Source organism: Chryseobacterium pennipullorum, assembly GCF_003384725.1.
Classification (GTDB): Bacteria; Bacteroidota; Bacteroidia; order Flavobacteriales; family Weeksellaceae; genus Chryseobacterium; species Chryseobacterium pennipullorum.
This window is the reverse complement of sequence record NZ_QNVV01000018.1, coordinates 73,558-86,352: the sequence shown is the minus strand read 5'-3', so window position 1 is coordinate 86,352 and position 12,795 is coordinate 73,558. Positions and strand designations below refer to the sequence as shown.

The window sequence follows — 12,795 nt, the reverse complement described above, 5'->3', positions numbered from 1 at the left end:
GGTTTGGACAATAGTCAATGATGGAGAACAAATCGTTCTTCATTCAAATACTGGAATCGGATTATATTTTCACAGGCTAAAGAGCTGTGGTTTCAGAAAGAGGTTTATCACATTCGGTAGCTGCTCACGTTATCAGCAGCTACCTAGGTGATGGTCTAAAATTTTATACTGATTTATTCTTTTATACAGCGAACAGAGACTCCCTGTGCTTTACTTGCTCCAAAGGTTGCCGAAGGCGCACCAAACTGTCCGATTTGCAGTGCAAATGCGGAAGGACTGGATTGTGATCCGGCACTGCTGCTCCAGTAAAGACCTGATGTTCCGGTAGTAACAGGTGATATATCGCCTGATGTTGAAACTCTTGTTCCTGCTGCAGTAAACCCTAATTTACTTGCTACTGCCCCATTGATTCCATTGCTGATATTCGCGGAATTTAGATAGTTTTGTAACTGTGACTGCGATGGAACTTTAAAGCCTATAGGGCAAGGATTATTAGCAGATGTACTATTTTGCCATAAAGTGGAACTTGTGCCCGCATCTGTTCTCCAGTCTCCACCTGCTATAATAAATAACGGGTTACCAGGATTATCCACTCTGGTACTGCTCGTACTGTAGACTCCTTTTCCGGCATTGGAGGCTGTCCATTTGATCAGAGAGTGCCCATCCGGTTTTCTGCCCCACTGGAACAATGAACCATATGCTCGGAAGTCCGTTGCTTCAGTTGGTTTTTTTCCGATATTGAAGTTAGGATCACTTATATTTGTATAGTCTGCTCCCAGGTTATGATTAAGCCATACATTTCCATCTTCTGCCTGGATTGGAAGGTAAAGGAAATTGTGGCTGAAATTCTTATTTAGATCGGGTTCATTAAACATTCTATCTGGTATCGCGGCTATAACACGAACTTCGTAGCCTTTCTGTACTCCTGAGTTAGGCATAAGAAATCTCCCCAAAAGTACGCCTAGGTAATCATTTCCTATTCCAGCGTTTACATCCAGCTTGCGGACATTCAATGTTCCCCCTTCAGCCTTAAGTGTTGCGGTAATTGACTTTGTAGAAGCATTGTATGATTGTGAGTTCCATGAAAGTGTAATATTTCTGGAAATTCCATCTTCTGTCAAATGAGCAGGAACGTTGATCGTCTGGCTCCATGCTCCAACGGTTCCGCTTCCTGTTGCTGTTGCCGGAATATACACTGTAAGGCCCGAAGCAGGGATTACTCCCTGAAGGTCAACCAATGTCTCTTTTATGCCGTCTGCTGCGACAGGCCTTGCCGTTGTAGCGGGGCCGGTAGGAGTTGTAAATGGGGAATAATCCTCATCAAAAACAGAAGCGATAAAATACCTTCCTTCCAGTGTAATATTGGAGGGAGTGATAGGAGTTCCTGGATTTACTGGTAGAGAAACAGCAGAACATGTGCTTCCGTTGACCGTGATATTAAATACTGCACTTCCCGAATTGATAGGAAAGCCTGTTACAGAAAACTGCAAACTTCCGGCCCCTGTGGCAAAGGTACCTGGTGCTAATGTAGCCGTTAAACCGTTGGACTGGATGGTCTGCCCGGGATATGCGGTTCCGTCTCCTCCGGTGTAGGGGATCGTTAATGTTCCGCTATAAGACTGTCCCTGTGTTGCGGTAGGTGGTGCAAATACAGCAGAAGCACAGGCCAGAGCAAAGGAAACACTTTCTTTCCAGAAACATTTGGACCATGCGCCTCCCTGATACGCTTTTACACATTCTTCAGAAACATCATATATCAGCATCCCGTTCACCGGATTATTAATGACTGTTGGGTTGGCAACCCTGTTCAGCAGCAAACTTTTGTTGGTAGAGCCCAATTCGAGGTCAGCGCTTAGGTGAGGGTTAGGTTGATTAATTCCTACCTGCGCTAACGCGAAAGAACTCATACTAAAATAGATGGGTAATAATAATTTTTTTCTCATTTTTTTGTTGTTGTGGTTTAATAAAATTTGTACATAAATAGGGGTACTTTTCAATCAGATGGCACATCAGAAATAGAACAGATTCTGGTCAATTCTGTAAATCATTTTGAAGCAATCAAATTTTAATGTAAAAACGCAATATAAACAGTGATTATATGGCATAATATTATATCCCTACCTATACAAAGATTAAACGATAAACCCTTTTTTAACTGGATTATCTAAGTGTTGTTGATTTAAATATTGTATGGTGTAGCCCTTATTTTGCTGCTACTGAACAGGTACTTCCTGCGATATGTACATTAAATGTTACATCCGTACGATCTGGTATCCCGGCAACTGAATACTGGACCGCTCCGTTTCCTGTTGTGAGTTTTCCGGCAGACAACATGGCAGTAAGTCCATTGACGCGGATGATCTGTTCTCCATACGTATTTCCTGTCCCGTTGGTATACGGAATGCTAAGGACTCCTTTATAGGCCTGTCCCGCTTTGAGGCTCGGAGCAAGTGTGGCTGATGTACAGGAAAGTGAAAAAGAGTCTGATGATGATTTTGCACTTTTAGAATTCAAGCCTTTCCCTAAGCATTTGGTCCATTTCCCGGACTGATAGGCTTTTACACATTCTTCAGATTGATCATAAACCATCATACCATTCACAGGATTGGGGACAGCATTTGTATTGGCAACTCTGTTTAAGAGCAAGGTTTTGTTGGATGATCCCAGTTCAAGGTCTGTGCTGGCGTGAGGATTGTCTTTCTTTATACCTACTTGTGCAAAGGACAGCACACTGAAGCCGCAGGCAACCAGCAGAAATACATTTTTTTTCATTGTTGTTCGTGTTATAAAATAATTTTTTTTCTCCTAGTAAAGATATATGTTAATTTTGGATTTTCAAAGTAAATATGCACAAAAAAAACTATGTTAGTCACCATTATATGATTTATAAAGTGAAAAAAAATCCAGTAAACAAGCCATATTTGTTGATAAATTTTAGTTTCCTTACATTCTAAAAAATTCAATGACAGGTACCACATTATTCACATTGATATCATTCGAAGCGATACAGCTGCAATAATTTTTATCAATAAAAAAATCCTTTACAAAGAATTTTTCTCCGTCCACAATACCGGTATTATTGCAAATTTGAAAAGAATCTAAAGGAATCATTATCCCATCACCATGAGCTTTTATAACAGCTTCTTTTGCAGTCCAATACGTAAAAAAACTTTTGATTTTATCCTCTGATTTGCAAATTTGTACACATTCGGCCGGTGTCATCTGAAATTCAAAATCCTGAAAGTTTATAGAAGGATCACAAAACTCAATATCGATCCCCACCGGAAATTTGGCAATAACACAAGCCACAAGGTCTTTTGAATGTGAGATGTTAAAATGTACAGGATTATCCTTTAAATACGGTTTGTTGTTGGGCGTTTTCCGAAGTTCTGCATCAATAATATTGTAATACGTTCTCAAACCATGCAGCAACATTACCTTTCCAAGCAGTGACAGCTGGGCATCTTGCCACCTTCTGTAGGCCATGATATCTTTTTTAATATTTTCAGAAAAAACATCTAAATATCGATCCATCAGATGCTGATGTTTTTCTTCTTCAATAAAAGTGTATAAAATAATCATTCTGCTTTCTCTGCTTGTTTTTTTAATTATGTAAAAAGAATGTATCCTGTTAAAAATAAGCATTTTTATGTCTTTCTTCAAAGCAATTCTTCTTATATTAAAATGCCGGAACCCTGACAGAAAACCGGATCTGTTGAGCATCGTCTCTTTTGTAGTTTCAAAAAAAAGACCGGAATCATAAAGTGTTTTGGAAAATCTTTGCTACTTTTATCGTATAATCACTATAAATCATTTAACAATGAAAGTAAAAACATTAGCATTATTGGCGGGATTTGCGTTTTTAGCAGCTTCGTGCGGAACCACTAAGACCTATGCAGTCAATGCCAAAAGCGGAACGAATACCGGAGGAACTGCGAAATTTACCCAACAGGGAGAGCGTGTAACCATGAAGCTTGATATTACGAATCTAACCCCTGGAATCCATGCTGTCCACATCCATGAAAAAGGAGACTGCTCTGCTGCAGATGGAACTTCCACAGGAGGACACTGGAACCCTTCCAAGAATGACCACGGAAAATGGGGAGCAGAACATTTCCATATGGGAGATATAGGAAATTTGGTTGCAGAGGACAACGGTACTGCAACACTGGTTTTCAAGACAGACAAATGGTGCCTTGGCTGTGCAGACGAGTCTAAAAACATTATCGGAAAAGGACTTATTGTACATGCTGCTGCAGATGATTTCCATACCCAGCCAACCGGGAATGCCGGCGGAAGAGTGGGATGTGTAGAAATAAAATAGTCATCTTTTAAGACATAAAAAAACCGCTAACTTTTATTAGCGGTTTTCTTTTTTTTATGATTTTGCTCCCATGTCCGAAACAATATTTATTGCTTCCTGCAGGTAAAGATCCTTCTTCAGATTCTTGATCCACATCTCGGATTTTTTCTTGAAAGCTTCATCTTTCTTCTGTCTTTCAACTTCGCTTGGATACATCATAAACTGAAGCCCGTTCTCAAATTTGGTCAAAGCTTTGAACTTTTCGATCTGAGACTTTCTGTGCTTCATCAGCTCATTGAATTTCGTGATATTCAATGTAATGCTTTCTTCCTTATCCAGCTTTTCTCTCCATTGTGCTGACTCCAGCAACAGCTGATAATTGCTGTTCTTAGCCATTCTGTCTGCACTTGCCTTCTCCAGAGCCTGAATATTAAAATAGTTCAGCTTCTGGAACTTCGTAGCCGGGATTTTATCCCAGGCCAGGGCATAATCGTCATATCTTTCTCCTACTTCTGCATAGGTAAAGAAATCTTTCATCTGGATGTCTGAAACAATTCCTTTTCTCTGCGTAGACTCTCCTGTGATTCTATAGAACTTCTGGATCGTCAGCTTCAAAGATCCGAAATCATCTTCGGTATTCAGGAATCTGTTCAGGTCTACAAAGGTTTGAACGGTTCCTTTCCCAAATGACTGTGGAGAACCAATAATCATTGCTCTTCCGTTGTCCTGCATTACCCCTGCAAGAATTTCTGAAGCAGAAGCTGAGAGTTCATTTTGCATGATCACCAGCGGACCGGTCCATATCGGAGTTTCATTTTTATTCTTTAGGGTCTGAATCTTCCCATTTCCGTCTTTCACCTGTACGTAAGGCCCTGCCTCCATAAACAGCCCCATAATATCCCCCACTTCTGTTAGAGATCCACCGCCATTATTTCTAAGATCCAGGATAATCCCTTCAATATTCTGAGCCTTCAGTTTAATGATCTCATTTTTAATATCATCAGAAGCATTTCTTCCTTTGGCATTTTCAAAATCGGCATTAAAGCTTGGAAGGTTGATAAACCCATATTTTTTTCCACCCGTAGTATTCACGACAATACTTCTTGCAAAAGTATCTTCAATGGCCACCTCCTCACGGATCATGGTCACATCTTTAATAGATCCGTCCTTTTTCTGAACGGTAAGGGTGACAGGTGTTCCCTTTTCTCCTCTGATCAACCTTACGGCTTCGTCGGAAAGCATTCCAACAACATTCACGGCATCATCTTTCGGCTTAGATCTTACTTTAAGGATCTTATCTCCTTCTGAAAGCTGCTTGGATTTCCATGCAGGAGCCCCGATGGTAAGAGCGCCCAGGAACAGGTTTCCTTTTTTCTCCTGGATGATTGCCCCGATACCGATTACCTTACCGGTAAACTGGGTATCAAAATCTTCTTTATCTTTTGGAGAATAATAATTGGTGTGTGGGTCGAAGACCTCCGTATACGCATTCATATACACGGTAAACCAATCCATTTTTTTTCTCTTTTTGAATCTTGTAAAAGTATCTTTTACCAGGTCCTTCACTTCATCAGTCGCCTTCTTGATCTTCTCGTCCTGAGTAAGAGGTTTGAACTTGATGGTATCTTTTAATTTGTACTTCTGAACAGAATCTTTTTTCTCTTTCTGAGCTTCCTCTTTACTGTTCATCGATTCAATTTCCTGAAGAATATTATACTTGATGAATTTTTTCCACTCATTATACTGCTCCTGCTTGTTGGCCGGAACTTTTTTAAGCTTTGGCTCCAGCGTAAGCGATTCTTCTTCCTGAAGGTTAATCGGCTTACTGAAAATATCCTGAGTGATTTTATCAATCTCGTCAACTCGCTGGTAAAGCCTGTCTATGGTAAGCTTATAGAAACTAAGATCTCCCTGGTTGATATAGTCATCAAGCTTGATCTCATGCTTGCCGAATTCATCCATATCAGACTGCAGGAAATATCTTTTCGCCGGATCTACCAGCTCGAAATAATGCTTATAAACGTCCTTCGAATAGGCATCATTGATAGCTTTTGGACTATAATGAAGATAAGAAAGTGTGTTCTTTACGCTCACCATTATTGTTTGCATCTTTTCATCGTCATTCTTTGGCGAGTTGAAACAAAACATTAGACTGGTTAATGGAATTAGGAGTAAAAATTTATTCAGTTTGAAATTTTTCCACATAAACTGTCTTTATTTATTAATTTTTAAAATACGTATTGTAATTAGTAGCCTAATTAATGGTACTGTTACAAACTACCAAATTTAATACCTTATTTACAAATATCGTACAGTTTTAATTATTTTTATTATAAGTGATCGTAAATACACAATCCTCTGGAAGAGATTTCCTTTTATCAGGCACTTTGGATGTAGCACAAAAAATAAGAACCACATTTCTCTATTTTACATGAGAAAATTAAAATATTCGCCTAAATACAAAAAACAGCTACCACAAAAATTAATTTTATTCCTTAAAGGCATAAAATATGCTAATATTTAACCATATAACATTAAAATTACAAAGTCATGAGAAGTTTACTATGGTTAATTGCAGTGATCTGCATCGTTGTTTGGCTTTTAGGAATGTTGGGAATTGTACCGGGAATCAGCACAGGGTATCTGATACATATTTTGCTGGTGATTGCCATTGTGGTCGTTCTTTATAACATTATTACAGGTAGAAAACCTCTGGATTAGGCCACTTTCTATTGTATAATCACTTAAATGAAATTATTAATCGGGCTCTTTTACAGATGCTCCTTGTTCAGAATTTCCGTATTCGAAGAAGCATCTGTAGAGTTCTGATTTTTACGTGGATTTCCCGGTCATTAATATCGAACCGATAAATCCATTCCCCATATTCGAGGTGGAGCATATTACCTATTAAGATATTTCGTAGAATCTAAGGTTTCGATTCGCCTTTCCAGATCGCTGTACAGCAATTTGCGCAGAGAAATTCTGCTTCCTAATATTACACCTCCTGTTTTATCGCGTCTTATTTTTACCTACATTTGATGGGTTGAAAATTCTTTTGTTCCATTCTGAAATGAACAAAAAAACACTGCACTTGTATAAAAAAAATTAAGATAATATATGGAAAGACCGCTTATTCTGGTTACTAATGATGATGGAATTACAGCTCCGGGTATCAGAAATTTGATCAGTTTTATGAACGAAATCGGAGAAGTAGTTGTGGTAGCCCCCAACTCTCCTCAAAGTGGCAAGGGCCACGCTATTACCATCAATTCTACTCTAAGCTACGAAGAAGTCACCCTGGAAGGGCCACAGACAGATTATTCATGCAGCGGAACCCCCGTTGACTGCGTAAAAATGGCTCTTGATAAAATTCTGAAAAGAAGACCGGATATTGTCGTTTCAGGGATTAATCATGGTGCTAATTCATCCATTAATGTAATTTATTCAGGAACAATGTCTGCTGCTGTAGAAGCAGGGGTAGAAGGAATTCCTGCCATTGGATTCTCATTGCTGGATTTCAGTTGGGAAGCTGACTTTACCCAGGCCAAAGAGTTTATTCAGAATATTGTACGAAGAACTCTTGAAAACCCAATGCCAAAAGGAATTGTTTTGAATGTCAACATCCCGAAACTTCCTGCATCGGAAATAAAAGGGGTAAAAGTTTGCAAACAAGCTCATGCTAAATGGGAGGAAAGCTTTGATGAAAGAATCAATCCACACGGAAAAAAATACTATTGGCTAACAGGTTACTTCAACAATATGGATGATTCTGAAGATGCTGATGAAACGGCTTTGGCTAACGGATATATTTCTATTGTACCCGTGAAGTTTGACCTTACTGCGTATGAGTATATGAAAACGTTGGAAGAAGTAATGGTTTTTGACACCGAAAAGGAAGTTAAATAAAAATGTTTATTAAAGATTAAAAAGCGTGAATTTGATTTCACGCTTTTTTTATTTTATATTTCTCACAGATAACACATTTTTTGTTACTAATCATCATCTGTGAAAATCCATTGCCGTCTGTGGTAAAATCTAATAACCACAGGTTGCGCAGATAGACCCAGGTGATTATGCTTTAAAAAATGGTGCGATTAATTTTCTATGTTAGAATAACACTTTGTCTTCTTTTCTTAATTCTTCCAGATAGCTTTTCTTATCATCACGGTAGAAAAGGTTCATGGTTTCAAAAGGAATTAATTTCAGATCTTTATTAACGATATGAACACAGGATTTCTTCACTGCTCTTACATCAAAATCATGAGCGTCCATGAAGTTCATAATAATAATCCTAAAAAGGTTATCATAATCCAGATTTGGAGCGCTTACTTCCGGAAGGCAACAAAGAAGCTGATTGACTTTTGGTTTTACTTTATCTACCGAAATTCCGGTACTGAAAATATCCAGCAATTGCATGTGCAGCCCTTTGTCCTGCTCATACACAATGGTATTCTTCGATTCGTTGTTCAGCAGATCTGCGGGGTTAATATATCTGGTTAAAGGAATAATTTCACCTTCAAGCTTTAAGATATATCCCATCGCCAGAGCATCCGGATTGCAGGGAACAGGAATAATATCGTCAGAATTCAAAAGGGGAAACTGATTCAATATTTCCTGCCGAACCTCCGTTAATGTTATTTTCTCATGTGCAGAATCCGCTCTGTTTCTTCCCGCAATTTCTACAGGCTGGAAAGTGATTCCCCTGACACACTTCTGCTTCAGGGCAAATTCTATGATCTTCCCAATCTCGTCTATATTTTTATCTTTCTGAAGAACAATGACCAGCGTCGTGGAAAGATTAAGCGCATTCAGCTTTTCAAGGGCACGCATTCTCACGGCAGTAAGATCTTTTCCTCTGAAATCTTCCAGCACCTCAGGTTTAAAGGAATCAAACTGAAGATAGATTTCAAATTCCGGAGCATAGGTTGCGAGCTTTTCTGCAAACCCAGGGTCATTGGCAATCCTTATCCCGTTGGTATTCAGCATCAGATGCTTGACAGGCTTTGACTTGGCGATATCCATTATTTTAAAAAACTCAGGATGAATCGTAGGTTCTCCTCCGCTGATCTGAATAACGTCCGGCTCGCCTTCATTTTTAACGATCACATCAAACATGGCTTCTATTTCCTCCAGAGTTCTATGCTGTCCATAATGAGGAGATGACATCGCATAACAGGTCGGGCAAGTGAGATTGCAGCGGTCTGTAACTTCTACGATAGACAAACAGCTGTGCTGCTCATGATCCACACAGAGTCCACAGTCATAAGGACATCCGTACTCAACATCAGTTCCGAAATGAAGCGGCATTTCTGAGGCTTTATTATAATTTCTGATGTTTTTATAGTAGGCAACATCGGATGCGATCTTGGTTTTAAAAAATCCATGATCCGGGCATCTTTTGGTCATGAAAACAGCCTCATCTTCTATGATAATTTTTGCTCCCACCCTCTTCAGGCATTCCGGGCAAAGGCTGATTGTATAATCGTAATAGGTATAATTTCTTACTGGCATACATTAATCTTTTAAAATCCTCATCCGCAGATATATCCGCTGATCAGCCCACAGACTAACAGACAGATCACCATGGTCTGGATAAACTGTTTTTTACTGAATTTTCGGTCATCTTTGCTTTCATAGATCATCTTGACAATAAAAGTAACGATAATGGATATAAATACGGCCCCCAGGATGATCATTCCGACAATCATAACGACCACTCCAACGAGATTCCCAGCTTCTAAAATGGTTAAAGTTTTCATTTTTAATATTTTAAATTTAAAAACAGGGTGTTTTTAATATGATAAAGATAGTAAATAATTACTCCGATACATACCAGCTGAATCGTTCCGAGACTGCCTGCAATTTCTATCCGCGGTTTTATAAAATCCAAAAGAAACCTGAACAGAAAATAACTCAACATAAACAGCTCAAAAAGAAAACCTGCCTTATATTTTTTATGTTTCTGAAAATATTTTAAGACTCCCCAAAGGATCATTAAAAATACAATTTCATAGAGGGCTACGGGATGTCTGAGATAAGAATCTCCCAGATGCATTCCAAAAACAGAATCTGTAGGAATCCCATACGTTTCTTCGTAAATTCCGGTAAGAAAACAGCCTACCCTTCCAATGATCATGGCCAGCATTAATGGAAAAACTATTAAATCTCCCGTACTTTCTTTGTGGCCGACAACTTTCTTAGCCAGCTCTACACCGAGCAGACCAAAAGCAAGACCACCGACAATGGTATTGTTTGACCAGAAATTTTTGATGCTGAAATCTTCAAACAGCCTATAAGGATTTTCAAGGTTTCCTATAAGTTTCGAGCCTAATAATGCTCCGGCAGTTGCCCCGATGAGCACAGCTGCAGAAGTGTTGAAAGATAACTTATCAGGTGATTTTCTTTTTAAGTAATAATAATAGCGCATTCCCATAAACATTCCAACAGCCTCAAAGAGAGGATGTGCAAGCACCGTTTTGCCGAAAATATGAAAGGTTACCGGAAAATCCATTGCTTCAAAAATAATCCATTTCATATTATTTACTACCTTTATTCTGACAAATAATTACAAAATGCGTATAGAATATGACATAAAACTGGGGTTCAAGGATGTAATGTTCCGCCCGAAACGTTCAACTTTGAAATCCCGTTCGGAGGTAGATCTTGAGAGGGAATTTACCTTTCGCCATACCCAAAAGAAATGGAGTGGAGTTCCCATAATTGCGGCCAATATGGATACAGTAGGAACTTTTGAAATGGCAGTGGAACTGGCCAAAGAAAAAATCATTACAGCTGTTCATAAACATTATACTCCTGATGAATGGAACGATTTTCTGCAAAGCCAGCCCGAGAGCATTCATCAGTATATTGCTCTGAGTACAGGAACCGGAAAAGCAGATGAGGAAAAGATCCGCCAGATCCTTGAAAAGCATCCAAAAATTGAGTTTCTCTGCATTGATGTAGCAAACGGCTATTCTGAGCATTTCGTTGACTTTGTGAAGCGCGCACGGGCCAATTTCCCCGATAAGATCATTATCGCAGGGAATGTAGTCACCGGTGAAATGGTGGAAGAACTGCTTTTGGTAGGGGCAGATATCATAAAAGTAGGAATCGGGCCGGGATCAGTGTGTACGACCAGAGTGAAAACAGGGGTAGGCTATCCGCAGTTATCCGCTATAATCGAATGTGCTGATGCTGCTCATGGTTTGCGCGGGCATATTATTGCAGACGGCGGATGCAAGGTACCTGGAGATGTTGCCAAAGCATTTGGCGGTGGTGCAGATTTTGTCATGCTTGGCGGAATGTTTGCCGGTCATGATGAAAGTGGTGGAGAAATGATTGAAGAAAATGGTAAAAAATACCGTTTATTCTATGGAATGAGCTCTAAGACAGCTATGGATAAACATTCCGGAGGTGTCGCAGAATATCGCGCATCCGAAGGCAAAACCGTGAAGGTAGCTTATAAAGGTCCTGTTTCGGATACTATAAAAGATATTTTGGGTGGTGTACGGTCTACGTGCACGTATGTAGGAGCTTCGAAACTTAGAGAACTTTCCAAAAGAACTACTTTTATAAGAGTTCAGGAACAGGAAAATCAGATTTTCAACTAAATCAAATGTAAGACTTGCCTGTCAATCCGGCTACGCAGATGATAAGATAAAGAGGCTCTACACTTTGTAGAGCCTCTTCTATTTTTAAGTTAACATTCCGCCATCTACGTTGAGTGTCTGGCCGGTAATATACGCTGACATTTCACTTCCCAGGAATACACAGGCATTAGCGATATCTTCCGGCTGGCCTCCTCTTTTCATCGGAACTCCGTCTCTCCATCCCTGCACTGTTTTTTCGTCCAGAACAGCAGTCATTTCCGTCTCAATAAATCCCGGAGCAATGGCATTACATCTGATATTTCTTGAACCCAGTTCCAAAGCGACAGATTTTGTGAATCCTATTACTCCTGCTTTAGACGCAGCATAGTTGGCTTGTCCGGCATTCCCTTTTACCCCTACTACTGAAGTCATATTGATAATAGATCCCGCTCTTGCCTTCATCATCGGCTTGATAACCGCTTTGGTAAGGTTGAATACTGAATCTAAATTTACTTTGATTACTTTATCCCAATCTTCTTTGGACATTCTCAATAACAGGTTATCTTTTGTAATCCCTGCATTGTTGATTAAAATATCGATCTGTCCGAACTCTGCCATCACTTCATCCACCAATTTCTGGGCAGCATCATAATCTGATGCGTCAGACTGGTATCCTTTAATTTGGGTTACAGAACTTAAAGCTGCTTCTAATTCTTTAGCTTTGTCTACAGAACCTGCATAGGTAAATGCTACTTTTGCTCCCTGCTGAGCAAACATTTCAGCAATGCCTTTACCGATTCCTCTTGTAGCTCCGGTAATTAGTGCTACTTTTCCTTCTAATATTTTCATATCTATTGACAATTATTTCTTTATAACACGTTCAGCTACTGATTGCTGACTCAA

General features: G+C 39.4%; 12 protein-coding genes. 4 read left to right on the top strand and 8 right to left on the bottom strand.

Features of this window, described 5'->3' with window-relative positions:
- Positions 1 to 173: 173 nt before the first annotated feature.
- The 3 genes from DRF67_RS17185 to DRF67_RS17175 all read right to left on the bottom strand — a co-directional run bounded on the left by DRF67_RS17185 (position 174) and on the right by DRF67_RS17175 (position 3,582).
- Positions 174 to 1,943 carry an FISUMP domain-containing protein gene (locus DRF67_RS17185; RefSeq protein ID WP_115929530.1) on the bottom strand — a complete coding sequence of 590 codons (1,770 nt, stop codon included), beginning with the start codon at positions 1,941 to 1,943 and terminating at the stop codon, positions 174 to 176.
- A gap of 259 nt (positions 1,944 to 2,202) precedes the next feature.
- Positions 2,203 to 2,772, bottom strand: coding sequence for a hypothetical protein (locus DRF67_RS17180; protein ID WP_115929529.1), 570 nt, complete (start codon positions 2,770 to 2,772; stop codon positions 2,203 to 2,205).
- A gap of 171 nt (positions 2,773 to 2,943) precedes the next feature.
- Complete coding sequence (locus DRF67_RS17175; RefSeq protein WP_165851822.1) at positions 2,944 to 3,582, bottom strand: 4'-phosphopantetheinyl transferase family protein; 639 nt, start codon at positions 3,580 to 3,582, stop codon at positions 2,944 to 2,946.
- A gap of 238 nt (positions 3,583 to 3,820) precedes the next feature.
- Here DRF67_RS17175 and DRF67_RS17170 point away from each other — a divergent pair, with 238 nt between their 5' ends.
- Positions 3,821 to 4,324, top strand: coding sequence for a superoxide dismutase family protein (locus DRF67_RS17170; protein WP_115929527.1), 504 nt, complete (start codon positions 3,821 to 3,823; stop codon positions 4,322 to 4,324).
- 54 nt (positions 4,325 to 4,378) lie between these two features.
- Here DRF67_RS17170 and DRF67_RS17165 read toward each other — a convergent pair whose 3' ends face one another.
- Positions 4,379 to 6,508, bottom strand: a complete 2,130-nt coding sequence (locus tag DRF67_RS17165; protein WP_115929526.1) for a carboxy terminal-processing peptidase — start codon at positions 6,506 to 6,508, stop codon at positions 4,379 to 4,381.
- Between the two features lie 345 nt (positions 6,509 to 6,853).
- On the opposite strand from DRF67_RS17165, the gene DRF67_RS17160 reads away from it, so the two are divergent.
- Together DRF67_RS17160 and surE are read left to right on the top strand one after the other, a co-directional pair.
- Positions 6,854 to 7,024 (top strand): lmo0937 family membrane protein, encoded by a 171-nt coding sequence (locus DRF67_RS17160; RefSeq protein WP_115929525.1) that lies wholly within the window; start codon positions 6,854 to 6,856, stop codon positions 7,022 to 7,024.
- A gap of 396 nt (positions 7,025 to 7,420) precedes the next feature.
- Positions 7,421 to 8,209 carry a 5'/3'-nucleotidase SurE gene (surE, locus tag DRF67_RS17155; protein ID WP_115929524.1) on the top strand — a complete coding sequence of 263 codons (789 nt, stop codon included), beginning with the start codon at positions 7,421 to 7,423 and terminating at the stop codon, positions 8,207 to 8,209.
- A gap of 201 nt (positions 8,210 to 8,410) precedes the next feature.
- Here the strand turns inward: surE and DRF67_RS17150 are convergent, their stop codons facing one another.
- From DRF67_RS17150 to DRF67_RS17140, 3 genes are read right to left on the bottom strand one after another with little or no spacing between them, the layout of a single operon-like run.
- Positions 8,411 to 9,814, bottom strand: coding sequence for a radical SAM protein (locus DRF67_RS17150; protein ID WP_115929523.1), 1,404 nt, complete (start codon positions 9,812 to 9,814; stop codon positions 8,411 to 8,413).
- A gap of 20 nt (positions 9,815 to 9,834) precedes the next feature.
- Positions 9,835 to 10,062 carry a hypothetical protein gene (locus tag DRF67_RS17145; protein ID WP_115929522.1) on the bottom strand — a complete coding sequence of 76 codons (228 nt, stop codon included), beginning with the start codon at positions 10,060 to 10,062 and terminating at the stop codon, positions 9,835 to 9,837.
- 2 nt (positions 10,063 to 10,064) lie between these two features.
- A complete protein-coding gene (locus DRF67_RS17140) occupies positions 10,065 to 10,838 on the bottom strand; it encodes a prolipoprotein diacylglyceryl transferase (RefSeq protein ID WP_228435841.1) in 774 nt (257 codons plus the stop codon).
- Positions 10,839 to 10,875: 37 nt separating this feature from the next.
- Between DRF67_RS17140 and DRF67_RS17135 the strand changes: the two genes are divergently transcribed.
- Positions 10,876 to 11,913, top strand: coding sequence for a GMP reductase (locus DRF67_RS17135; protein ID WP_115929521.1), 1,038 nt, complete (start codon positions 10,876 to 10,878; stop codon positions 11,911 to 11,913).
- Positions 11,914 to 11,997: 84 nt separating this feature from the next.
- Here DRF67_RS17135 and fabG read toward each other — a convergent pair whose 3' ends face one another.
- Positions 11,998 to 12,741 (bottom strand): 3-oxoacyl-[acyl-carrier-protein] reductase, encoded by a 744-nt coding sequence (gene fabG / locus DRF67_RS17130; protein ID WP_115929520.1) that lies wholly within the window; start codon positions 12,739 to 12,741, stop codon positions 11,998 to 12,000.
- Positions 12,742 to 12,795 lie beyond the last annotated feature (54 nt).